This is a genomic window from Bacillota bacterium, assembly GCA_036504675.1.
GTDB lineage: Bacteria > Bacillota > Sulfobacillia > JAJYWN01 > JAJZPE01 > DASXUT01.
On sequence record DASXUT010000190.1, the window covers coordinates 1 to 23,444 of the forward strand.

Genomic DNA, 23,444 nt, shown 5'->3' on the forward strand with positions numbered 1-23,444 from the left:
GTCAGGAAGACATCACCCAGAAAGTGGTCCAGCTCGGGGCGGATTACTACGTCTTGAAGCCGTTCAACCTAGACGTCCTCATCAACCGCATCCGTCAACTGGCCAACCAGCACGGGGCCGCTCCCGTCCATCAGACCAGGACCAAGAGCATGGACTTGGAGGTCACCAACGTCATCCACGAGATCGGCATCCCCGCCCACATCAAGGGTTACCTCTATCTGCGCGAGGCGATTCTGATGGTCATCGGGCGGGTGGAACTGCTGGGGGCGGTGACCAAGGAACTCTACCCGACCATCGCCGCCAAGCACGACACCACTCCGAGCCGCGTCGAGCGGGCCATCAGGCACGCCATCGAGGTGGCCTGGAACCGCGGCAACTTCGACGTCATCAACGCCCTCTTCGGCTACACGGTCAACCACGACCGCGGCAAGCCGACCAACTCTGAGTTCATCGCCATGGTCGCCGACAAGCTGCGGATGGAGAGCAAGGCTTCCTAGGCCTGGGCGGCGACCCGGGCATCGAGGATTAGGGTGATCATGAACAGGGCGGCTCCTGGTTTTCGGGGGGCCGCCCTTTTGCGTGCCGACGGGAATTCGCGGCCGTTCCCGCGGGCCATCAGCGAGCGGTCCGACCGGACATACTAAAGCCATGAGTGTCAAGGGTTTGGCCAGGGTTGGTCCACGGACCAAGGATCTGATCCGGCGACTTGGACCGCGTGAGATCGCCATCATCGCTCACCCCGACCTCGACCCGGTGGCCGCCGCGTCCCTGGCGGCCGTCCCGGTGGTCGCGGTGATCAACACCTGCCCGTCGGTCACCGGGCGATACCCGAACCACGGGCCGGAGGAGTTGCTGCGGCGCGGCATCCCTCTCCTCGACTGCCCGGGTCAAGGGCTCTTGGAGCGGGTCCACGACGGGGATGCCATCGAGATCGTGGGGGATGAGGTCGTCCGGGGCAATGAGGTCCTCGCCGCCGGGACGTTGGTCACGACGGGATTCGTCGCCAAGGTCGGCGCCGGTTCGCACCCCGACCGCCAGCCGTTCTTCGAGCGCTTCGTGCTCAACACCGTCGACCACGTCCATAAGGAGCTGGATTCGTTCCTGAAGGACCTGCCCGTGCCGAACCTGATGACGCCGCTGAAGGATCGGCCGGCGGTCGTCGTCGCCAGGGGGGATGGGTATCTGGACGACTTCAAGGCCCTCCGGCCGTATATTCGGGCCGCCAGACCGACGGTGATGACCGTCGACGGAGCCGCCGACGCCCTCCTGGAGCTCGGGGTGAGGCCGCACGTCATCCTCGGGGACATGGACAGCGTCAGCGACCGAGCCCTGGCCGGCGGGGCGGAGCTGGTCGTCCATGCCTACCCGGACGGGCGCGCCCCGGGGCTGGCCAGGGTGCGCCGTCTGGGCCTCGGGGCGGCCGTTTTTTCGGCCCCCGGGACCAGCGAGGACGCCGGTCTACTGCTGGCCTACGAAGCCGGGGCGCGCCCCATCGTGGCCGTCGGGACCCACTCCAACCCGGTCGACTTCCTCGACAAGGGGCGCCCCGGGATGGCCAGCACCTTCCTGGTCCGGCTGAAGGTCGGCCCGGTGCTGGTCGATACCCGCGGCCTGTCCCGCCTGCGCCCGTCGGACGGCGGCCTGCCCGCCGGGTACCTGGCCGGCGTGATTGCCGCCGGATTGGTCCCCCTGGTCGTGGTGACGGCCCTGTCCCCGTCGGCCAGGTCGGTCCTTCATGTCCTGAGTTCGCACCTCCGGATGGTCCTCGGCTTCTGATGGGCACGGTAGTAGGGGAGGGGAGGGCTTGAGCGACCAGCGGTCGCTGGTAATCACGGTCATCTCCATGTTCCTGGCCCTGGGCCTCGGCCTCCTGATCGGCGGGACGATGCTTGGCGAAGGGGCCATGGTCAGTCAGCAACGCGGGGTGATCAGCCGGCTGGAGGTCGACACGGCCAGGTTGAGCGAGGAAAACAAGCTTTTTGGGGCCCGCTTGATCGCCGCCGAGAACGCCCTCCGGGTCTACCGGGAGTTCGGAAGGCGGGCCCTCCCGCGCCTGATCGACGGTCGCCTTGCCGGACGCTCGGTGGCCGTGGTCGTCCTCGACAACGGGGCCCTCATCGATGAGCCACTGGCCGCCATCCGTCGGGCCGGGGCGGAAATCGCCTCGCTGACGACGGTGGTCGACGGGCTGGACCTGCGGCCGGCCGAGCGGCGGCGGGCGATCGCCGACTACGTCGGCCCGGCCGCCGCCTCGTTGACCGACCTCACCGGCCGGGCAGCCGACCTCCTGGCCGGCGCCCTGGCCGAAGCCGACCTCGATGACCTGGCTTTCCTCGAAGAAGCCGGGTTGATTCGTCGCTCCGGCGCTTATGTCCGGCCGGCTCGGCTGGTCCTGGTGGTCGGGGGCGACCACGATGGCGGGCGGAACACCGCCACCGTCGACGATCGGTTGCTGACCGGACTGGCCGGCCGGGGGGTTCGGGTGGTCCTGGCCGAGCGTTCGGACGTCGAGGTGTCAACCGTCGAAGTCGGGCAGCGTCGGGGCATCCCGACCGTCGACAACCTGGAGACGGCGCCCGGCCAGGCGGCCGCGGTCTATGCCTTGGCCGGCGAGGCCGGAGACTACGGGCAGAAGGCGACGGCCCGCGAGGTGGTGCCACAGCTTGGCCAGTGAGGTGGGGGTGGATCGGGTCTCGGTGGTCATCCCGGCGGCCGACGAAGCCGCGACCGTGGCCGACACGGTCCGGGCGGCCCGCGGGCTACCCGGGGTTACCGAGGTCGTCGTCGTCGACGATGGTTCGCGCGATTGCACCTGTGGTCGGGCGCTGGCCGCCGGGGCCCGGGTCATCCGCAGCCGGGTCAACCGGGGGAAGGGCTGGGCGATGGACCGCGGTTGGCGGGAGACCGCCGGCGGGACCGTCCTCTTTCTCGACGCTGATCTCGGGGCCGCCGCCGCCGGGGCCGACGTCCTCCTCGAACCGGTCCGGGCCGGCCGGGCCGACCTGTCCATCGCCACTTTCCGGCGGCTACCCAACGCCGGCGGCCTCGGCTTGGTCGTCCGCTTGGCCAAGCTGGGGCTGATGAAGCTCGTCGGCTTTGAGACGGTCGACCCTCTCTCCGGCCAGAGGGCGGTGGCCCGCCGCGTGCTCGAGGCCATCGGCGGGCTGGAGGCCGGCTTCGGGGCAGAAGTGGGAATGACCATCGACGCCGTCAGAAAGGGCTTTCGAGTGGTCGAAGTGCCCACCGCCATGACCCACCGGCTGACCGGGCGGTCATGGCGGGACGTCCGCCATCGCGGCCGCCAACTGATGGATGTCGCCGCCGCCCTGGTCTGGCGGGTGAGAAGGGAGGGATGACCATGATCATCGCCGTAACCCTGGCCGAAAACGGTCTGACCCTGGCGGTCCTGGTGGCTTCCTTCGTTCTGGGGGTCCTCCTGGTGCCGTCCCTCGACGGCCTCCTGAGTCGAGCCAACCTGGCTAGGCCGAACTACCGCGGGCGACCGGTGACCATCGCCGCGGGCCTGGCCGTCCTCCTGGCGGCGGTGGTGGCCATGGCCATTCCCGGCCTGCCATTCCTGATGGGACGCGAGCCCGTCCCCGGGGCACCGGTGGGCCTCGACCTTTTCGCTTTCCTCTTCGGGACCTCCCTGACCGGCCTGGTCGGCCTCCTGGACGACCTGGCCGGCGGCGGCCTCAGCCGCGGATTCCGCGGGCACTTCCGCGAGCTCGCCGGCGGCCGGGTGACCACCGGCCTCTTGAAGTTGCTGTTCATCGCCTTTGCGGCGGTCGGCGCCGGGGCGATGGCCGCCCGGGCCGGGGCCGGGACCAACCCCTACCTCGGAGCTTATTGGTTCGGGTTCGTCGCCACCGCCAACGCGGTCCTCGTGGCCGGGACGGCCAATCTCTTCAACCTGCTGGATGTCCGCCCAGGGCGGGCGTTCAAGGCCTTCCTCCTCTTCGGGCTGGCCTACTTCATCCTGGCCCGGCCGCCGCTCCATGGTTACTTCCTGGCGGCGCCCCTGGGCGCTGGTCTGGCCGCCTTCCCGGCCGACCTGAGCGAGCGCTCGATGCTCGGGGACACGGGGGCCAACTTCCTCGGCTACGCCGCGGCCACGGCCATTGCCTTTGACGTCTCCCTGGTCCCCAAGCTGATCCTGGTGATCATCGTCCTGGTGGCCAACGTCGCCGCCGAACGAGTCTCCCTCGGCCGACTGGTCGAGGCCAACCGGCTCAGCGGATGGGTCGACCGCCTGGGCCGTCGCCGGTAAACGAGGTCTGGGCGGGCCTTTGGACGGCCGGGTGATTTCTTCCGAAGGTTCGGAGGAATCCTCGGAGGCGGCGGAGAAACCCTTTAGGGAACCGGTTCGACCTCGAAGCGGGGGCCGGATCGGGTAAGCCCACTAGTAAATAGTTGGGCTTTATCCGTTTGTCCCGCTGTTTTCGACTGTCCGGACGACTCTCAAGGGGGGGGGGACGCCAGTGGGGATCTTCGATGAAATGGCCAAGCTTGGGCACGAACAGCTGATCTTCTGTCATGATCACCCGTCGAAGCTGAAGGCCCTGATCGCCATCCACGACACGACCCTTGGACCGGCCCTCGGCGGCTGCCGAATGTGGCCCTATCAGAAAGAAGAAGAAGCCTGGATAGACGCTTTGCGACTAGCCAGGGGGATGACCTACAAGTCCGGGGTCTCCGGCTGCGACTACGGCGGCGGCAAGTCGGTCATCTGGGCCGACCCGGCCAAGGACAAATCAGAAGAGCTCTTCCGCGCCCTCGGGCTTTACATCGAAGCGTTGAACGGGCGCTTTATTACGGGTACGGATGTTGGGACCAAGTCGGCCGATTTCGTCTGGTCGCTGGCCGAGACGGACAACATCGTGGCCGCCCCCGAGGAATACGGTGGGAGCGGCGACTCATCGATCATCACCGCCTTTGGCGTCTGGAAAGGGATCAAGGCGGCGGTCAAGGAGGGCTTCGGCAGCGACACTCTGCAGGGCCGGAGGGTGGCCCTCCAGGGGCTCGGGAAGGTCGGCTCACGGCTGGCCAAGTATCTGGCCGACGACGGCGCCGAGTTGATCGTCTGCGACACAAACCCCGGCTATGTCACTGAGGTCCAGGCGAAGGTCCAGGTCCGAACGGTCAAGCCGGAGGAGATCTACGACGTCCCGGCCGACGTCTTCTCGCCCAACGCCCTGGGGGCGGTCATCAACGACTCAACCATCCCCCGCCTCAAGGTCAAGGTCGTCGCCGGGGCGGCCAATAACCAGCTGGACGAACCCCGCCACGGCAGGGTCCTCTGGGAGAAGGGGATCGTCTACGCGCCCGATTACGTCATCAATGCCGGCGGCCTGATCCAGGTGGCCGACGAGTTGATGGGCTTCAACCGCGAGCGGGCCTATCGCAAGGCCGCCGCCATCTACGACGCCCTGGAACGGATCTTCGCCGTCTCCCGCGAGAAGCGAATCCCGTCGGCCGAAGCGGCCGACCTCCTGGTCGAGGAGAAAATCAGGCAGCGCGGGCAGCTGAAGGCGATGTGGCTACCGCGCTGAGAAGAAGGAGCCGTGACGATGGCTGATGCCCGATCGGGCCTGCGGGTCCTGGTCATCAACCCCGGGTCCACCTCGACCAAAGTGGCCGTCTACGAGGACGACCGCCCTCTTTTCGCGGGCAAGGTCGACCATCCGGCGGAAGAGCTGGCTGCCTATGGGAGCATCGCCGGACAGGCCGAGCTGCGGCGCCGAGCTGTCCTGGACCTCATCGAGCGGGCCGGGGTCGACCCGGCCGGCCTGAAGGCGGTGGTCGGCCGGGGCGGGCTCCTGAAGCCCCTCCCCAGCGGGACCTACGCGGTCGACGAGGCCATGGTGGCCGACCTCGGGCGGGGCGAACGCGGTGAGCACGCGGCCAACCTCGGCGGATTGGTCGCCAGGGAGATCGCCGCTCCTCTGGGCCTACCCTCCTACGTCGTCGACCCGGTGTCGGTCGACGAGTTCGAGCCGCTCGCCAGGCTGTCGGGACTGCCGGAGATCGAGCGGCAAAGCCTCCTCCACGCCCTGAACATCAAGGCCGAGGCCAGACGGGCGGCGGCCGAGATCGGCCGGCCCCTGAACCAGTGCAACCTGATCGTCGCCCACTTGGGTGGGGGCATCTCCGTCTGCCCTCTGGCCAAAGGACGAATGGTCGACGTCAACAACGCCAACGAAGAGGGTCCTTTCTCACCGGAACGGGCCGGCGGGCTGCCCTCCGCCTCCCTGGTCAGGCTGTGCTTCTCCGGCCGCTACGACCAGGCTGGCTTGCTCAGACGATTGACCGCCGGCGGCGGGATGGTCTCCTACCTGGGGACCAACGACTGTCAGGTGGCCGAGGAGCGGGCCGGGGGCGGAGAGGCCCGCGCCGCCCTGGTCCTCGAGGCCATGGCCTACCAGGTCGCCAAGGAAATCGGGGCGATGGCCACCGTCCTTTTTGGTAGGGTCGACGCGGTGGTCCTGGCCGGTGGCCTGGCCCGGTCGAAGCATCTGGTCAACCTGATCAAGGCCCGGATCTCCTTCATCGCCCCGGTCTTGGTCTATCCGGGCGAGGACGAGCTGGCCGCCCTGGCGGCCGGAGCCCGGCGGGTCCTGACCGGCGAGGAGCCGGCCAAGAGTTATACCGACGCCACAACCCCGGGAGTATAGCCATGTCGATCAGCAATTTTGACGAAGCCATCGCTCTGGCCGCCCGGCGCGGTCCCCGGCGGGTCGCCGTGGCCGCGGCCGCCGATCGGATGGTCATGACCGCCCTCGGCCAGGCAACGAAACTCGGGCTCGTCTCGCCCGTAATGGTGGGGGATGCTAGGAGCATCCAAGAACTGGCCGGAGAGGACGAAGCCTGGTCCGGCCGGCGGCCGCGAGTGGTCGATTGCCCCGATCCACAGCAGGCGGCCAGGCTGGCCGCGGAGATGACCGGCCGCGGCGAGGCCGACATGATCATGAAGGGCCACCTGGCGACGGGGGACTTCCTCCGGGCCATCCTCGAACCGGCCGCCGGCCTACGCCGGGGAGGGCTCCTCAGCCACATCGCCGTTATCGGTCTGCCGGCCTATCCCAAGCTGCTCTTCGTCACCGATGGTGGGTTGAACGTCGACCCGAACCTCGACCGCAAGGCGGCCATCCTCCGCAATGCCGTGGATGCCCTGGTCAAGCTGGGGACGGCGAGCCCGAAGGCGGCCTGTCTGACGGCGGCCGAGGAGGTCAGCCCGGGGATCCCGGCCACGACCGATGCGGCGGCCCTGGCCGAACGGGCGGGGCGCGGGGAATTCCTCCCGGCCGAGGTCGAAGGCCCAATCGCCCTCGACGTCGCTTTGTCGCCCGAGGCGGCGGCGGTCAAGGGACTCCAGTCCCGGATCGCCGGCCAGGTCGACATCCTCCTGGCTCCCTACATGGAGGTCGCCAACATCCTCGTCAAAGGCCTGATCTACCTGGCCGGGGCGAGGGCGGCCGGGGTCGTCGTGGGGGCGGCGGCGCCGGTGATCATGCTTTCCCGCGCCGATACCCCCGACACCAGGCTCAATTCGCTGGCCATTGGCTCCCTGCTCGGATGAGCAAAGCCCGCCAAGGTCGATCTGATGTAAACGACGACGTCCCAGCTTGGTGCAGTCCAAATGGGCGGTCGTCCTGGGGAGGGATGTCCTCCAGAGAGTCCTCGTGACCAGACTATCCGGCGCCATTTCCGTGACCCTCGAAAGCTAGCAGTTCCCCCCGTGGGGAGGAGGAAAGCCATGGAAATCTTCTCATACATGGAGAGGTACGCCTATGAGCAGTTGGTTTTTTGCTATGACAAGACCTCCGGGCTGAAGGCCATCATCTGCATCCATAACACGACTCTCGGGCCGGCCCTTGGCGGTTGCCGCTTCTGGACCTACCCCAACGAGGACGCGGCCATTCTCGATGCCCTCCGCCTGGCCCGGGGCATGACCTACAAGTCCGCCGTGGCCGGGCTCAATCTCGGCGGCGGCAAGTCGGTGATCATCGGCAACCCGCGAGCCGACAAATCGGAGACCCTCTTCCGGGCCTTCGGCCGCTACCTGGAGAGCCTGCAGGGGCGGTACATCACCGCCGAGGACGTCGGCACGACGGTCGCCGACATGGACATCATCCACCAGGAGACCGAATTTGTGGCCGGGGTGTCCACCAGGACCCAGGGCGGCTCCTCGGGCGACCCCTCGCCGGCCACGGCCTTCGGCTGCTGGCGGGGGATGAAGGCCTGCGCCCGCGAGGTCTGGGGGGACGAGGGCCTGTCCGGCAAGACCGTCTCCGTCCAGGGCGTCGGCAACGTCGGCTACCACCTGGCCCGCCACCTCCACGACGAGGGGGCCAAGTTGATCGTCGCCGATATTAATGACCAAAACCTCGAGCGAGCTGTCAAGGAGTTTGGAGCTACGGCCGTGAATACCGAGGAGATTTATGGGGTCAAGGCCGACATCTTCGCCCCGTGCGCCCTGGGAGCCATCCTCAACGACGAGACCATCCCGCAGCTGAAGGTGCAGATCATCGCCGGGTCGGCCAACAACCAGCTCAAGGAGGAGCGGAACGGGGACGAACTGGAGAGCCGCAGCATCCTTTATGCGCCCGACTACGTCATCAACGCCGGCGGGGTGATCAACGTCGCCGATGAGTTGCACGGGTACAACCGCGACCGGGCAATGAGGAAAGTGGCCGGGGTCTATGACAACGTCGCCAAGGTCATCAAGATGGCCAAGGACCGGCACATCCCAACCTACAAGGCGGCCGACCTGGTGGCCGAGGAGCGGATCAGCAAGATCGGGGAACTCCACAAGAAGTTTATCCCGTGAACGGCGTCGCGGGCCCCATTCTCAACGCCCCCTTCGAGCGCCGGTTGGCGTTGCGCCGGGTGACCATTCTCTTCGGCGCCTACGGCAGCGGCAAGAGCGAGATCGCCCTCAACCTCGCTACTCGCCTGCGTCAGGGGGGCTACGACACGGCCCTGGTCGACGCGGACTTCTACAAACCGCTGTTTCGTTCGGGGCAGTTCCGGGGGTCCATGCAGAGGCGGGGAATCAGGGTCATCCTGCCCCCCGGCGAGTTGGCCGGGGCGGACATGGCCGCCCTGCCGTCGGATATCTATGGGGTCCTCGAAGGCGGCCCGAACGTGGTTTTCGACGTCGGCGGGGAACAGGGGGCCAGGGTCCTGGGGGCGATGGCCGGGCGTTTCCGCCCCGGCACCTATGAGGCCTTCCTGGTGGTCAACACCCGCCGGCCGGGGGCCGACACGGCCGAGGGGATCGCCTCGACCGCCGGGCGGGTGCAGGCCGCGGCCCGATTGCCGGTGACCGGTCTGGTCGCCAACACCAACCTCGGTGAGGCCTCCACCGTCGAGGTGGCCATTGAGGGCTACAAGTTGGTCAGCGAGGCCGGTCGGCGGCTGACGCTGCCGGTGGCCTTTGCCGCCCTGGACGAACGATTGGTGGACAGACTCTCCCGGGATGACTTTCCGGTGCCCGTGCTGACCGTCCGGCGTTTCCTCCTGCCCCCCTGGGAGCAGGAGGACGAGTGACCGGGCTCGGTCGATGTCTCGCTCAAAGGGGGGATGCGGTTTGGAGACGAAGACGACCCCGCAGAAGAAAGTGGTCTTTGACGAGGAAAGGTGCAAGGGCTGCGAGCTCTGTGTCGCCGCCTGTCCCAAGGGGATCATCCGCCTGGCCGACCACTTCAACTCAAAGGGCTTCCATCCGGCCTCCGTCGTCGACGATGACCAGGCCAAATGCACTACCTGCCTGCTTTGCGCCAGGATGTGCCCGGACACGGCGATCGAGATCTTCCGCCCCGAGCGGGTGGCAAAGTAGGGAGGGGAGCTCTTTGGCTGAGCAGATCCTGATGAAGGGCAACGAGGCTATCGCCGAGGCCGCCATCAGGGCCGGTTGCCGGTTCTTTGCCGGCTACCCGATCACCCCGCAGAACGAGATCCCGGAATACATGGCGAAGAGGCTCTTCGAGATCGGCGGGAGTTTCATCCAAGCCGAGAGCGAAGTGTCGGCGATCAATATGGTCTACGGCGCCGCGGGCACCGGGACGCGGTCGATGACTTCGTCGTCCAGCCCGGGCATCAGCCTGAAGCAGGAGGGCATCTCCTACATGGCCGGGGCCGAGTTGCCGGCCCTCGTCGTCAACATGGTCCGGGCCGGCCCGGGGCTCGGCGGCATCCAGCCGGCCCAGGGCGACTACTTCCAGGCCACCAAGGGTGGCGGCCACGGCGACTACCGGATGGTCGTCTTCGTGCCGGCCTCGGTCCAGGAGATGATTGACCTCATCCGCCACGAGGTCTTCGAGATCGCCGAGCGCTATCGGAACCCGGTGATGCTGTTGGGCGACGCCATCCTCGGCCAGATGATGGAACCGGTGACCCTCCCCGACCCGGTCGATCCAAAGTCGCTGCCCCAGAAGACCTGGGCGACCACGGGGACCGGGGGCACCCGCAAGCCCAACGTGATCAACTCTCTCTTCCTCGACCCGGAGCTCTGCGAGAAGCACAACTTCAGGCTCCAGGAGAAGTACCGCCAGATGGCCGAGCGCGAGGTGCGCGTAGAGGAGCTGAACATGGACGACGCCGAGATCGTCCTCACCGCCTATGGCACTTCGGCCCGGGTGGCCATCTCGGCGATGAAGCGGGCCCGCGCCGAGGGGCTCAAGGTCGGGATGATCCGGCCCATCACCGCCTGGCCGTTCCCCGGCGAGCCCTTCCGCCGGGCGGCCGAGCGGGTCCGGGCCTTCCTCGACATCGAGATGTCGGCCGGGCAGATGATCGAGGACGTCCGCCTGGCGGTCATGGACCGCGCGCCCATCTACTTCTACAACCGGATGGGCGGGATGGTCCCGACCCCGAAGGCGGTCCTCGAGGAGATCAGGAAGATCGACCAGATGGTCAAGCGCGACGAGCTCGGGGGGAGGTCGGGGGTATGAGCGTCAAGGTCTTCGAGCGCCCCAAGGCGCTATCTGACGTCATCTTGCACTACTGCCCCGGGTGCACCCACGGGATCATCCACCGGTTGGTCGCCGAGTCCATCGATGAGCTCGGGGTCCAGGAGAAGACCGTCGGCGTGGCCTCCGTCGGCTGTTCGGTGTTGGGCTACAACTACTTCAACGTCGACTTCCAGCAGGCCGCCCACGGGCGGGCCCCAGCGGTGGCCACCGGGATCAAGCGTTGCCTGCCCGACCGGGTCGTCTTCACCTACCAAGGCGACGGGGACCTGGCTTCGATCGGCACGGCTGAGGCCGTCCACGCCGCCATGCGCGGGGAGAACATCACCATCATCTTCGTCAACAACGCCATCTTCGGGATGACCGGCGGCCAGATGGCTCCGACCACCCTCATCGGCCAGACGACGACGACCTCACCGGGCGGCCGCAAGCCCGAACGAGCCGGCCGGCCCATCCGCATCTCCGAGATGCTCTCGCAGCTTGAAGGGGCGGCCTACATCGCCAGGGTGGCCACCTTCAACGCCACCCAGGTGGCCCGGGCGAAACAGGCGATCAAGAAGGCTTTCCAGACCCAGGTCGACGGGAAAGGGTTCGCCCTCGTCGAGATCCTCTCCACCTGCCCCACCAACTGGGGGATGACCCCCAACGAGGCCCTCAAGTGGCAGGAGGAGAACATGCTCCCGGTCTATCCGCTGGGCGAGTTCAAGATCGAGCCAGGGCTGCCCCGGTCGTCCGGGGCCGCGGGCTCAGCGGCTAAGACGACGGTCCCGACGCGGGAGGTGAAGACGGAGTAATGACCGACATCGAATGCATCTTCGCCGGCTTTGGCGGGCAGGGCGTGATGATGATGGGCCAGCTCTTGACCTACGCGGCCGGCATGGTCGAGGGCAAGAAGGTCAGTTACATGCCCGCCTATGGGCCGGAAATGCGCGGCGGGACGGCCAACTGCACGGTCGTCATCTCGGATGAGAGTGTCGGCTCGCCGGTGGTCACCGACCCGAACGCCGTGGTCGCCATGAACCAACCGTCCCTCGAAAAGTTCGAGCCGATGCTCAAGGAGGGCGGGGTGCTTATCGTCAACTCCTCGCTGATCGGGATCAAGGCCAAGCGTAGCGACGTCCGGGTCTACTACGTCCCGGCCAACGAGATCGCCACGGGACTCGGGAACGACCGGGTGGCCAACATGGTCGCCCTGGGGGCACTGGTCGAGGCGACCGAGGCGGTGAAGATGGACTCCATCGTCGAGTCCCTCAAGAAGGCCCTGCCGCCGCACCGGCATAACCTCATCCCGTTGAACAAGGAAGCCCTTGAGCGCGGGGCGGAAGCGGTCCGCAAGACGGTCGGCCAGCCGGCCTGAGGGCCTCGGTAAGCTGAGACAGCGAGACCCGGGTTGACCCTTCGGTCATCCCGGGTCTCTTCCTAATCCCAGGGCTCTTGGGACCGGATTGGGACCGGACGGCGGGCGACCGCCCGCGGGCGCCAAAGTGCTAGCACCAAGTTCTAGTATCAAGTTCTAGTACCGCCAGATAGCACCCGGCCGGCGACCCCTGGGCAGACTATCTGACCGGGTGGGCCGCGTCAATGGTCCGCCCGGGGGCGGAGCCGTGTACGGAGCGAAGGTCGTCACCACAAGGGTTTCGCGAATCCTCGAGGGCTGGCCGGGAGTGGTCCTGGTCGCCCTGGATGGATTGGACCGACCAGGCCTGGTTTACCCGGAGGTCGTCGGGGCGGTCCGCGCCGGGGACCTGGTGGCGGTCAATACCACCGCCGCCGACCTCGGGCTCGGGACGGGGGGCTATCATCTCGTGGCCGCCCGACTGGGTGAACTGGAGTCCGGTGGGGAACCCGCTCCGCCCCCCGGCCACCTCATCAAGTGGCGCTACACGCCGTCCCAGGTGGCCTGCTTGACCGTGGAGGAGACCGAGCACCCGGGGGCCCGGGCGGTGAGGGAGTTCGGCGGCCTGGAAGGGATACCGGTGGTCGCAGCCGAACTCCACAGCCAGGTACCCGCGGTGGCGGCCGGGCTCAGGGCGGCCTGGGCGGGGCCCGGGGCGCCGGACTCGGGGGGACCGGGGCGGGATTCAGCGACCCGGGAGCGCCGCTTGATCTACATCATGACCGACGCCGGGGCCTTGGCGGCGAGGTTCAGCCGGCTGATCGGGGCGATGAAAGAGGCCGCTCTGATCGATGCGGTGATAACGGTCGGCCAGGCCTTCGGGGGCGACGTCGAAGCGGTGACCCTCCATTCGGGGCTGGCTGCCGCCCGCGCCTACCTCGGGGCCGACGCGGCCATCGTGGCCATGGGCCCCGGCGAGGCCGGTACCGGGACGCGGTTGGGTTTCTCCGGCTTGTCCCAGGGGGAGGCCCTCAACGCGGCCTGGTCCCTGGGCGGGCGGCCGGTGGCCGCGGCCAGGATCAGTTGGGCCGATCCCAGAGGCCGGCACCGGGGGGTCAGCCACCATACCTTGACGATGATGGAGGTCTCCGCGCTGGCCCCGTCGACCCTCGTCCTCCCGGAACTGCCGGCCCCGCTGGCGGCAGAAGTGCTGGCGGCCCTGGCGGGGTTGCCGGAACGCCACCGCGTCGCGGTGGCCGATGGCCGGCCCGCCCTGGACTGGTTGGCGCACAAAGGAATCCGGCCGTCGACGATGGGTCGGGGGATCGAGGACGACCGCCCGTTCTTCCTGGCGGCCGGCGCGGCCGGCGCCTACGCGGCCGGGCTCTGCGCGGCCGGGCTCACCTCGGCCACCTGATCACCGGAGCACGCCCCGCGACCCAGGCCTCGAGGACCTCCGCCAGGAACGGCTCAACACCCGGCGGCTTCGGCTCGCCCCCCGGACGCCCGGACCACAGCTGTCTCTGGTCCCTCAACCAGGCCCGCAGGTCGGCGACCCGGCCGCGGAAGGACAGGCAGCTGCGGCGGGTGACGATGACATACACGGCGCGTCCCTCCCAGAGGATGGAAGCGCGCCTATTCTATGCAAGAGTCGCGGGCTTTACGCCCAAGGTAGGTCTACGCCGGGTGGGAGACGCATCTCCCCCGGGGGTTGGGAGGAGGAGCGCCGGATGAGCCGATCAAGGCCGGCCGAAAGGTGCCTGGAGACCAGGGAGGTCTACCGGGGGCGGGTGGTCAACCTGAGGGTCGACCGGGTCCGCCTGCCCGGACGTCGGGAGACCACCCGGGAGGTGGTCGAGCACCGAGGGGCCGTGGTCATGCTGGCGGTGGACGAAGCGGGAAGGGTGGCCTTCGTCAGCCAGTATCGCTATGCCGCCGGTCAGGAACTCCTGGAACTGCCCGCCGGAACACTGGAGGAAGGGGAAGACCCGGACGCGGCCGCCGCCAGGGAGCTGGCGGAAGAGATCCGGTTCGCCCCGGACAGGTTGGAGAAGCTCGGCGAGTTCTTCAGCGCGCCCGGTTTCTGCACTGAGCGGCTTCACCTGTACCTGGCGACCAGCCTTCGCCCGGCCGAGGCCGAAGCTGACGAAGACGAGCGAATCGAGGTCGTCTGGGCGGCGCCCGAGGAGGCGGCGGAGTGGGCTCGTGAAGGGCGCATCCGTGACGCCAAGACCCTGGCCGGGTTGCACCTCCTGGCCCTGAGGTCCGGGGCGATGATGGACGCCGCCCGATATTCGGCCGTCGTCCCGTACCTCGTCCTCGGCCTGCTGGAGCGCCACCCGAGGGTCTGGGCCAGGCTTCGCGACTATGCGGCGCAGGCCGAGGGCCACCACAAGCCTAGACGAAGCAACCTGAACCGGCTTGCCCAGCGGTCTCCCCGGAGGCCGATGGGCCGACACCCGACCCGGCAGATGATCGTCTTCCTCGTCCGCAACGCCTCCAAGCAACTGAAACTCGGGTCGGAGGCCGACCCGAACGACCGCCGGCTTCAAGAGGCGGCCAGGGTGATGGACCTGGTCCAGATGGAACTGCGGACGAAAAGGGCGAGGGAGGCGGTGGGGGAGGCGGAGTCCCTCTTCACCGCCGATTTCCTCAAGGAGTTGGAGCGCCTGCTCTGGTTGCCCACCCGAGGAGATCTGCCGGCTCCCGAAGGCCTCCTGCGCCGCCCCTATGAGCGCGAACCGGCTCAAGAGAGGCTGTTCGATCTGACATGACCGACGCCGTCACCGACAACATGACCGGGCATCGTGGGGCTTCCCGGCCCGTCCTGTCCCCGTACTACGCCGATTTCCACATCCACGTCGGCTGCTCGGCCGACGGCCGCTGGGTCAAGGTCTCCTCGGCGGCCGACCTCACCGTCGAGAACATCGCCCGGGAGGCCGCCGACCGCAAGGGGCTGGACCTGGTCGGCGTGGTTGACTGCCAGACCGGTCCGGTCCTCAAGGACCTGAAGGACCTCGTCGCCCGCGGCCGGCTCGAGCCCATGAAGGGCGGCGGATTGAGGTTCGACGGCCGCCTGACCATCCTGCCCTTCGCCGAACTCGAGGTGGGTTGCGGCCGCCACGACCCCGCGCCGGGGAAGCCGGCCGGTTCGGCCCACTTCATCGCCGCCGTGGGGACCATCGAACAGGCCGAGGCCTTGGCCGGCAAGCTCCGCGGGCACGTCTCCAACCCCGACCTCAGCACGCAGCGCCTCTCCCTGACCCCCCGGGAGCTACTGGACATCGTCGCCGGCCTGGACGGGCAACTCATCCCGGCCCACGCCTTCACTCCGTACAAGAGCCTCTACGGCAACTGCGCGGATTCCCTGCGCCAGGTCTTCCCGGAGGGGACAGGGGGCCGGGTCCCGGCCATCGAACTCGGCCTGTCGGCCGATACGGCGATGGCCGACCGCCTGCGCGAACTCAGCGGCCTGACCTTCCTCAGCGACTCCGACGCCCACTCGTTGCCGAAGATCGCCCGGGAGTATAACCTCATGGACCTGGCCGCTCCCACCTACGACGAGGTGATCATGGCCCTCCACCGCCGGGACGGTCGGCGGGTGCTGGCCAACTATGGACTCGACCCGCGGCTGGGGAAGTACCACCGGACCCATTGCGATGCCTGTGAGTTGACCGTCGAGGAGCTCCCGCCGGTGCATGTCTGCCCGCGTTGCGGGAGCCGCCGGGTGGTCCTCGGGGTCCTTGACCGCCTGACTGAGATCGCCGACCGTGAGCGGGGCGAGAGCCCCCCGCACCGACCTCCATACCATTGGCAGGTGCCTCTCGAGTACCTGCCGGGGCTGGGCCCGAAGACGATGGAGCGACTATTGGCCGCTTTCGGCACCGAGATGGCCGTCACCCACCGGACCGGTCCGGCGGAACTGGCCGAGGTGGTGGGGGAGAGGATGGCCGGGACGATTATCAAGGCCCGCCAGGGCGACCTGGCCCTCACCGCCGGTGGCGGCGGGAGGTACGGTCGGGTCAAGGCCGGCGAGTAGGGCTGGACATAAAGGCCAGCCCGGAAAAATAAGGATGGAGGAGAAGCGCGCGAGGGGTGAGCGGCTTGTCCTTCATCGGCCGATTCCGAGAGGGCGTCTTCGACTATTTTCGCAAGAACGTCGCCCTCTATTTCTTTGTCATCTTGCTCTTCGCCCTCGGAGTGGTGGCCGGCTCGCTGACCATCAAGGCCCTTGGACCCGATCAGAAGCGGGAACTCATCGACCACCTGCAGGTCTTCCTGCGGGGCCTGGGACATACCGGACAGACCGTCGACCCTCAGGAGGTCATGCGGCGGGCCGACGGGGTTCACCTGAAGACGGCCGTCCTCGTCTGGGTCCTTGGGGTGACCATCATCGGGCTCCCCGCGGTGGTGGCGGTCATCTTCGTCAAGGGCTTCGTCATCGGGTTTTCCGTGGGCTTCCTGATTGAGCAGATGGGCCTGTCCGGCCTGGTCTTCTCGATTTTCGCCATCTGGCCCCAGAACCTCGTCGCCGTCCCGGCCTTCCTGGTCATCGCCGCCTCGTCCATCTCCTTCTCCTGGCTGCTGTTGATGAACCGGCTGGCCCATCGAAAGACCCCGTGGTTCGAGGAGTTCAGCGCCTACACGGTGCGCTGCCTGGCGATGACCGCCCTCCTGATGGTGGCCGGGATGCTCGAGGGCTACCTGACGCCCGTCCTCATGCGCCTCGTGTCGCAGGTCCTCGGCTGAGGCTGCCGCCCCTTGCGGGTCGCCCTTTGCCGCGGAAGGCGACTGGACAAGCTACCCCCCGGGAGAAGGAATTTTCCCAACCTTGGCTAAGTTAGGTCATGGCCGGTTCGGGCGGGGTTAAAGTCTGACGTCACCGGGGAGGCTGGCGACATGCTCATTGGCGTAGCAAAAGAGATCAAGAACAACGAGAACCGGGTGGCCATGACCCCTGCCGGGGTGGCCGCGCTGGTCAAGGCGGGCCACAAGGTGGCCGTCGAGAAGGCGGCCGGAGTCGGCAGCGGGATCTCCGATAAGGACTACGCCGCCGCCGGGGCCGAGATCTGGGACGACAAGAAAAAGCTCTTCGACGAGGCCGACCTGATCGTCAAGGTCAAGGAGCCGCTGGCGCCGGAGTACGGACTCTTCCACACCGGCCAGATCCTCTTGACCTACCTGCACCTGGCCCCCGAGCCGGAGCTGACCAGGGCCCTGATGAAGAAGAAGGTCGCCGCGGTGGCCTACGAAACGGTCCAGCTCGGTGACGGCTCGTTGCCCCTCCTCAGCCCGATGAGCGAGATCGCCGGCCGGATGGCCCCGCAGATCGGGGCCCACTTCTTGGAGAAGCCGCAGGGCGGGCGGGGAGTGCTATTGGCCGGCGTGCCGGGGGTGCCGCCGTCCGAGGTGGTGATCGTCGGCGGCGGGATCGTCGGGACCAACGCCGCCAAGATGGCCACCGGCCTCGGGGCCAGGGTGACCATCCTGGACATCAACGTCGACCGCCTGCGTTACCTCGACGATATCTTCCACGGGCACCTGACGACCCTGATGTCCAACAGCTTCAATATCGCCGCCGCGGTCAAGCGGGCCGACCTGTTGATCGGCGCCGTGCTCGTCCCCGGGGCGAGGGCCCCGCGGCTGGTCACCGAGGAGATGGTCAAGGCGATGAAGACCGGCGCGGTCATCGTCGACGTGGCCATCGACCAGGGGGGGTCGATCGAGACCATCGACCGGGTGACGACCCACTCCGACCCGACCTATGTCAAACACGGCGTGGTCCATTACTCGGTGGCCAACATGCCGGGGGCCGTCCCCCGGACGTCGACTTTCGCCCTGACCAACGCCACCCTACCATACGCCCTGCAGTTGGCCAACAAGGGCCTCAAGAAGGCGGTCAAGGAGAACTCGGCTTTGGCCAAGGGGATCAATGTCCTGAACGGCAAGGTCACCTATGAAGCCGTGGCCGCGGCTCACGGGCTCGACTACCACCCGCTGGAGGGAGTCCTGAAGTAGGGACTGAACGCCGGCGAGTCAAGAGAGAAGCAGGGGGCCTTCCCGGGCGGCCGGGGAGGCCCCTTTTTCGCCGTCGTGGTTCTACCGCCGTGGCTGGTTCCGTAAAGTCTTAACGGAAGATAGGAGGGGAGGAGAGCGGGTTGGCGCGGGGGGCAAGGCGGCCAAACCGGGTGACCGAGGCCGAGGAACGGCCCGCGGGGGCGGGTCTGAGGCTCCTGCGGATTCTGCTTATCCTCGTCGTCCTCGGGCTGGTCCTGCCGAGGCTCTTGGGGGCGGTGACCGATTACATCTTCCCCTCCGCCGGGCAGACCGCCCTGGCGGGGGTCGAGCCGGTGACCAGCCAGGTGATCGTCGCCGAGCGGACGGTCTATCACGGCTGGCTGGCCGGCGTCGTCATCTGGTGGCAAAGCCTGCAGCGGGGCAGGGAGTAGGGCCGTCCTTCCTTCCTTAGAAATTTCCACCGACAAAAGGAGTTTCAGGAATTATGTAGAATGGATTATGTCGTATAGCCCGGCCCGCCGGGATGCCCCCCGTCAGGGGGCCCAGCCTGCGGAGCCGGGCCGGTCGTCCGAAGGGGATGGCCCTTGGCCCTCTGCATAAAGGCCAGTCCTTCGAGGGAAGCTTGACGAGTGAACGCGGTCCAGACGTCCAATGAAGCCGACCAGGGCTTCGGATAGGAGAGTCCGGGATGAAGAAGCTGATCGGTGACTTCATCGATTACTTGAGTGTTGAGCGGGGTCTGGCCCTCAACACCCTCGAGTCATACGGCCGCGACCTGCGGCAGTACTCGGACTTTCTGGACAAGGGGCGGTTCGCCTCGGTCGAACAGGCTACCCGGGCGACGATAATCTCGTACCTTCTGTTTCTGGAGAAGCAGGGGAAGGCGACGGCGACCATCGCCAGGCGGCTGGCCGCCCTGAAGTCGTTCTATCAGTTCCTCGCCAGGGAGAAGATCCTTGACCGCGACCCCACCGCCAACCTGGAATCACCCAAGCTGGAGAAGCGGTTGCCCAAGGTCCTTTCGGTCAAGGAAGTCGACCAGCTGCTGAGGCAACCCAACCCGATCACCCCGCCCGGCCTCCGCGATCGGGCCATGCTTGAACTCCTTTACGCCACCGGCATCCGGGTCTCCGAACTGGTCAACCTCAATCTCAGCGACATCAACCTTGAGATGGGTTACGTCCGCTGCATCGGCAAGGGTTCCAAGGAGCGCATCGTTCCGCTCGGTTCGGTGGCTCAGCGGAGCGTCCAGGAGTACCTCCAGCGCGGCCGGAGCCGCCTCGTCAAGAGCGGGGAGGAACAATCCCTCTTCGTCAATCACCACGGCCGGCGTCTGACCAGGCAGGGGTTCTGGAAGATCGTCAAGAAGTACGCCAACGACGCCCGGATCGATAGAGAGATCACCCCGCACACCCTGCGGCACTCCTTCGCCACCCACCTCCTGGAGAACGGGGCCGACCTGCGCTCAGTCCAGGAGATGCTCGGACACGCCGACATCTCGACGACCCAGATCTACACCCACATCACCAAGGGCCGCCTCAAGGAGGTCTACGCTAAGACCCATCCGCGGGCCTGAGCCACCCATCCGCGGGCCTGAGCCCGGGGCCCCGGCGAGCACCATTGAGTACCCGACTTCCTGGCCCACCCGGCTACGGAAGTCTTTTCGCGTCAGGGGGGGTGCCCCACGACCCAGACCAATCCAACGGCCGACCGGCGGTCGGAGCCCATCCACCGGGTCATCCTGATCGTCCTCGACAGCTGCGGCATCGGGGCCTTGCCGGACGCGGCCGATTACGGCGACGAGGGCTCGAACACCATCGGCAACCTGTCCAGGGCCCGAGGCGGCCTGCGCCTGCCGAACCTCGGGTCGATGGGGCTCGGCCGCCTGACCGAGGTGACCGGCGTCCCACCGGTGGAGCCGGGCCGGGCCACGGCGGCCTTCGGCCGGATGGCCGAACTCTCCCCGGGCAAGGACACCATCACCGGACACTGGGAAATGGCCGGGATCATCCTCGACCGGCCGATCAAGACCTACCCGCACGGCTTTCCGCCGGAGGTCATCGAACCGTTCGAGAAGGCCATCGGCCGCAAGGTCTTGGGCAACATCGTCGCCTCCGGGACCGAGATCATCAAGGAACTCGGCGAGGACCACATGAAGACGGGCCGGCCGATCGTCTACACTTCGGCCGACAGCGTCTTCCAGATCGCCGCCCACGAAGAGGTTGTCCCCCTGGAGCTTCTGTACCATTGGTGCGAGATTGCCAGAAGCCAGCTGACCGGGGAGCACGTCGTCGGGCGGGTCATCGCCCGACCCTTCCTGGGACGGCCGGGAAGCTTCACCCGGACCGAGAACCGCCACGACTACTCGCTCAAGCCGCCCCACCAGATGCTCCTCGACAACATCGTCGAGGCCGGCCTGCCCGTCATGACCGTCGGCAAGATCATCGACATTTTCGCCGGCCAGGGGGTGACCGCGCAGCGCAAGACGGGCAACAATGCTGAGGGCATCGAGGCCACCCGGGAATACATCGCCGAGGGTGGGCCCGGGCTGATCTTCACCAACCTGGTCGACTTCGATATGCTCTACGGTCATCGCAACAACGTCGAGGGGTACGCCGAGGCCCTCGAGGAATTCGACCGCCGCCTGCCGGAACTGCTGTCGGTCACACGGCCGGGGGATTGCCTCTTCATTGTCGCCGATCACGGCTGCGACCCGACCACGCCGAGCACCGACCACTCCCGCGAATATACGCCCCTGCTCGTCTGGGGAGGGGCCGTCAAGGCCGGCACCGACCTCGGGACGCGCCGGACGATGGCCGATGTCGGCGCGACCATCGCCGAGATGCTGGCCGTCCCACCGATTGGCATCGGCACCAGCTTCGCCCGGGATGTCCTGGGCCAAACGTAGGAGGCTGATCACCTCGTGGACCAGGTGCTACTGAGGGAACGAATCAACGAAGCGGCCGGCTTTATCAAAGGCCGGGCCGGCGGCGAGGGGCTCCCCCGGACGGTGGAGCCGGAGGCCGGGGTGATCCTCGGGTCGGGCCTCGGCCCGCTGGCCGAGGAGGTCGAGAATCCGCTGGTCATCCCGTACGGCGAGATCCCGCACTTCCCGGTATCGACGGTGGTCGGCCACGCCGGCCGCCTCCTCATCGGCCGGCTGGCGGGCCGCCAGGTGGCCGTGATGCAGGGCCGGTTCCACTACTATGAGGGCTACTCCTTGGACGAGGTGACCTTCCCCGTCCGGGTGATGAAGGCTCTGGGGATCAGGGCCCTCATCGTCACCAACGCCTCCGGCGGGATCAACCCGGAGTTCGAGGCGGGTGACTTGATGCTGATCACCGATCACATCAACCTGGTCGGTGACAACCCGCTCCGCGGCCCGAACGACGCCGATCTGGGACCGCGCTTCCCGGACCTGTCCGAGGCTTACGACCCCGTCCTGAGGGCCGCCGCCCACAGGGTCGCCCAAGCTGAGGGCCTGATTCTTCGAGACGGCGTCTATGTCGCCCTCAGCGGCCCGACCTACGAGACACCGGCCGAAGTCTCCTTCGTCCGCTCCATCGGCGGCGACGCGGTCGGGATGTCGACCGTCCCCGAGGCCATCGTCGCCAGGCACGCCGGCCTGAGGCTGTGCGGGGTGTCTTGCGTGACCAACGTCCACCGGCCGAAGGGTGATCCCAGGCGGCGGGAGGTCAGCCACCGAGAGGTCATCGAGGTGGCCAACCGGGCCGGCTCCGACCTCAGCCGCCTGATCCAGGGCCTACTGAGGGCCGACTGGGAGGAGAGAGGATGAGCGTCTACCGGCCCTACGACCTGATCCTGAAGAAACGGGACGGTGGGGTCCTGACCGCCGAGGAGATCCGGCACCTGGTGAACGGCTTCGTCGCCGGCGAGATCCCCGATTACCAGATGTCCGCCTTCCTGATGGCCGTCTTCTTCCGGGGCATGGACGAGGCCGAGACGGCCGCCCTGACCATGGCCATGGCCGAGTCCGGCCAGATCCTGGACCTCAGCCGGATCGCCCCGAACGCGGTCGACAAGCATAGCACCGGCGGGGTCGGGGACAAGACCTCGCTGGTCCTGGTTCCCCTGGTGGCGGCCTGCGGGGTGCGGGTGGCCAAGATGTCCGGCCGCGGCCTGGGCCACACCGGCGGGACCATCGACAAGCTCGAGTCCTTCCCGGGCTTTCAGACCGCCCTCACGCGGCGGCAGTTCGTCGACAACGTCACCCGGGTCGGCCTGGCCATCACCGGGCAGACCGGCGAACTGGCCCCGGCCGACGCCAAGCTCTACGCCTTGCGCGACGTGACGGCGACGGTTGACTGCATCCCGCTGATCGCCTCCAGCGTCATGAGCAAGAAGATCGCCGGCGGGGCCCGGGGCATCGTCCTCGACGTCAAGGTCGGCGGCGGGGCCTTCATGACCACCCAGGCGCGGGCCGAGACCCTGGCCCGGACGATGGTCGCCATCGGCCGTTCGGTCGGCCGCCGGACGGTGGCCGTGATCTCCAACATGGATGAGCCGCTCGGGCGGGCGGTGGGCAACGCCATCGAGGTCCGCGAGGCCATCGACACCTTGACCGGGCGCGGCCCGGCCGATCTGACCGAGCTGTGCCTGACCATCGGCGCCGAGATGCTCATCCTGGCCGGGGCGGCGCCCGACGCCACCGCGGCGCGGGCCGCCCTGTCCGAAGCCCTGGCTTCGGGGACGGCCCTCGGCAAGCTCAGGGCGATGGTCGAGGCGCAGGGCGGCGACCCGGCCTACGTCGACGACCCCGACCGGCTGCCCAAGGCCTCCTCGAGCGAGCCGGTGGCGGCCCCCGCCGACGGCCACGTTCAGGCCATCGAGGCCAGGGAGATCGGCCTGGCGGCGATGCAACTGGGGGCCGGACGGGCGAAGAAGGGCGACCCGGTCGACCTGGCCGTGGGTATCGTCTTGAAGAAGAAGGTCGGCGATGAAGTGCGGGCCGGCGAGCCCCTGGCGGTGGCCCTGACCAATCGGGCGGAGGCCGTCCCGACGGCCGTCGAGCGCGTCAGGGCCGCCTTTCGGATCAGTGCGGAGCCGGTTACGCCGCGCCCACTGATCACCGGGATCATCAGGGAGTAAGACTACAG

Annotated in this window: 25 protein-coding genes; 24 read left to right on the forward strand and 1 reads right to left on the reverse strand. The window is 67.8% G+C overall.

Translation table 11 applies throughout. The features are described 5' to 3' along the window. From spo0A to VGL40_14860, 15 genes are all read left to right on the forward strand, one after another. Positions 1-497 (forward strand): sporulation transcription factor Spo0A (gene spo0A, locus VGL40_14790; GenBank protein ID HEY3316528.1); only part of this gene is annotated, 497 nt, incomplete at its 5' end. A 151-nt stretch (positions 498-648) separates the two neighbouring features. After that, complete coding sequence (steA, locus tag VGL40_14795) at positions 649-1,776, forward strand: putative cytokinetic ring protein SteA (GenBank protein ID HEY3316529.1); 1,128 nt, start codon at positions 649-651, stop codon at positions 1,774-1,776. A gap of 28 nt (positions 1,777-1,804) precedes the next feature. Beyond that, positions 1,805-2,674 (forward strand): copper transporter, encoded by an 870-nt coding sequence (locus VGL40_14800; protein ID HEY3316530.1) that lies wholly within the window; start codon positions 1,805-1,807, stop codon positions 2,672-2,674. Then, positions 2,664-3,356: a glycosyltransferase gene (locus VGL40_14805; GenBank protein HEY3316531.1), complete on the forward strand. Its 693-nt coding sequence runs from the start codon at positions 2,664-2,666 to the stop codon at positions 3,354-3,356. Before VGL40_14800 ends, VGL40_14805 begins: the two co-directional genes overlap by 11 nt. 2 nt (positions 3,357-3,358) lie before the next feature. Continuing rightward, a complete protein-coding gene (locus VGL40_14810) occupies positions 3,359-4,270 on the forward strand; it encodes a hypothetical protein (protein ID HEY3316532.1) in 912 nt (303 codons plus the stop codon). 211 nt (positions 4,271-4,481) lie between these two features. Next, entirely contained in the window at positions 4,482-5,552 is a 1,071-nt protein-coding gene (locus VGL40_14815) for a Glu/Leu/Phe/Val dehydrogenase dimerization domain-containing protein (protein HEY3316533.1), read from the forward strand. A gap of 18 nt (positions 5,553-5,570) precedes the next feature. After that, positions 5,571-6,674, forward strand: a complete 1,104-nt coding sequence (gene buk, locus VGL40_14820) for a butyrate kinase (protein HEY3316534.1) — start codon at positions 5,571-5,573, stop codon at positions 6,672-6,674. Between the two features lie 2 nt (positions 6,675-6,676). Next, a complete protein-coding gene (locus VGL40_14825; protein HEY3316535.1) occupies positions 6,677-7,579 on the forward strand; it encodes a phosphate acyltransferase in 903 nt (300 codons plus the stop codon). Between the two features lie 177 nt (positions 7,580-7,756). After that, positions 7,757-8,830 carry a Glu/Leu/Phe/Val dehydrogenase gene (locus VGL40_14830; GenBank protein ID HEY3316536.1) on the forward strand — a complete coding sequence of 358 codons (1,074 nt, stop codon included), beginning with the start codon at positions 7,757-7,759 and terminating at the stop codon, positions 8,828-8,830. Beyond that, complete coding sequence (locus VGL40_14835; GenBank protein HEY3316537.1) at positions 8,827-9,552, forward strand: hypothetical protein; 726 nt, start codon at positions 8,827-8,829, stop codon at positions 9,550-9,552. The genes VGL40_14830 and VGL40_14835 overlap by 4 nt, the downstream gene beginning before the upstream one ends. 40 nt (positions 9,553-9,592) lie before the next feature. Then, positions 9,593-9,841, forward strand: coding sequence for a 4Fe-4S dicluster domain-containing protein (locus VGL40_14840; GenBank protein ID HEY3316538.1), 249 nt, complete (start codon positions 9,593-9,595; stop codon positions 9,839-9,841). Between the two features lie 31 nt (positions 9,842-9,872). Next, the gene (locus VGL40_14845) at positions 9,873-10,955 is read left to right on the forward strand and encodes a 3-methyl-2-oxobutanoate dehydrogenase subunit VorB (protein ID HEY3316539.1); all 1,083 of its coding nucleotides are present in this window, start codon (positions 9,873-9,875) and stop codon (positions 10,953-10,955) included. Continuing rightward, positions 10,952-11,767 (forward strand): thiamine pyrophosphate-dependent enzyme, encoded by an 816-nt coding sequence (locus tag VGL40_14850; protein ID HEY3316540.1) that lies wholly within the window; start codon positions 10,952-10,954, stop codon positions 11,765-11,767. The genes VGL40_14845 and VGL40_14850 overlap by 4 nt, the downstream gene beginning before the upstream one ends. Then, positions 11,767-12,330: a 2-oxoacid:acceptor oxidoreductase family protein gene (locus VGL40_14855; protein ID HEY3316541.1), complete on the forward strand. Its 564-nt coding sequence runs from the start codon at positions 11,767-11,769 to the stop codon at positions 12,328-12,330. The genes VGL40_14850 and VGL40_14855 overlap by 1 nt, the downstream gene beginning before the upstream one ends. Before the next feature lie 247 nt (positions 12,331-12,577). After that, positions 12,578-13,726 (forward strand): DUF3866 family protein, encoded by a 1,149-nt coding sequence (locus VGL40_14860; GenBank protein HEY3316542.1) that lies wholly within the window; start codon positions 12,578-12,580, stop codon positions 13,724-13,726. On the opposite strand, the gene VGL40_14865 is transcribed toward VGL40_14860, so the two are convergent. Continuing rightward, positions 13,710-13,913: a hypothetical protein gene (locus VGL40_14865; protein HEY3316543.1), complete on the reverse strand. Its 204-nt coding sequence runs from the start codon at positions 13,911-13,913 to the stop codon at positions 13,710-13,712. The two genes, VGL40_14860 and VGL40_14865, sit on opposite strands and share 17 nt — an antisense overlap. A 126-nt stretch (positions 13,914-14,039) precedes the next feature. On the opposite strand from VGL40_14865, the gene VGL40_14870 reads away from it, so the two are divergent. From VGL40_14870 to VGL40_14910, 9 genes are all read left to right on the forward strand, one after another. Beyond that, on the forward strand, positions 14,040-15,083 hold the full coding sequence (locus VGL40_14870) for an NUDIX hydrolase (protein HEY3316544.1): 1,044 nt from the start codon (positions 14,040-14,042) through the stop codon (positions 15,081-15,083). Then, complete coding sequence (locus tag VGL40_14875; protein ID HEY3316545.1) at positions 15,080-16,348, forward strand: endonuclease Q family protein; 1,269 nt, start codon at positions 15,080-15,082, stop codon at positions 16,346-16,348. The genes VGL40_14870 and VGL40_14875 overlap by 4 nt, the downstream gene beginning before the upstream one ends. Before the next feature lie 56 nt (positions 16,349-16,404). Beyond that, positions 16,405-17,058, forward strand: coding sequence for a stage II sporulation protein M (gene spoIIM / locus VGL40_14880; protein ID HEY3316546.1), 654 nt, complete (start codon positions 16,405-16,407; stop codon positions 17,056-17,058). A 150-nt stretch (positions 17,059-17,208) separates the two neighbouring features. Next, positions 17,209-18,327: an alanine dehydrogenase gene (gene ald, locus VGL40_14885; GenBank protein ID HEY3316547.1), complete on the forward strand. Its 1,119-nt coding sequence runs from the start codon at positions 17,209-17,211 to the stop codon at positions 18,325-18,327. A gap of 140 nt (positions 18,328-18,467) precedes the next feature. Beyond that, the gene (locus tag VGL40_14890) at positions 18,468-18,758 is read left to right on the forward strand and encodes a hypothetical protein (protein ID HEY3316548.1); all 291 of its coding nucleotides are present in this window, start codon (positions 18,468-18,470) and stop codon (positions 18,756-18,758) included. A 257-nt stretch (positions 18,759-19,015) separates the two neighbouring features. Continuing rightward, on the forward strand, positions 19,016-19,903 hold the full coding sequence (gene xerD, locus VGL40_14895) for a site-specific tyrosine recombinase XerD (GenBank protein HEY3316549.1): 888 nt from the start codon (positions 19,016-19,018) through the stop codon (positions 19,901-19,903). A gap of 150 nt (positions 19,904-20,053) precedes the next feature. Continuing rightward, a complete protein-coding gene (locus tag VGL40_14900) occupies positions 20,054-21,235 on the forward strand; it encodes a phosphopentomutase (GenBank protein HEY3316550.1) in 1,182 nt (393 codons plus the stop codon). Between the two features lie 30 nt (positions 21,236-21,265). After that, positions 21,266-22,123, forward strand: coding sequence for a purine-nucleoside phosphorylase (locus VGL40_14905; GenBank protein ID HEY3316551.1), 858 nt, complete (start codon positions 21,266-21,268; stop codon positions 22,121-22,123). After that, positions 22,120-23,436 (forward strand): pyrimidine-nucleoside phosphorylase, encoded by a 1,317-nt coding sequence (locus tag VGL40_14910; GenBank protein HEY3316552.1) that lies wholly within the window; start codon positions 22,120-22,122, stop codon positions 23,434-23,436. The genes VGL40_14905 and VGL40_14910 overlap by 4 nt, the downstream gene beginning before the upstream one ends. Positions 23,437-23,444 lie beyond the last annotated feature (8 nt).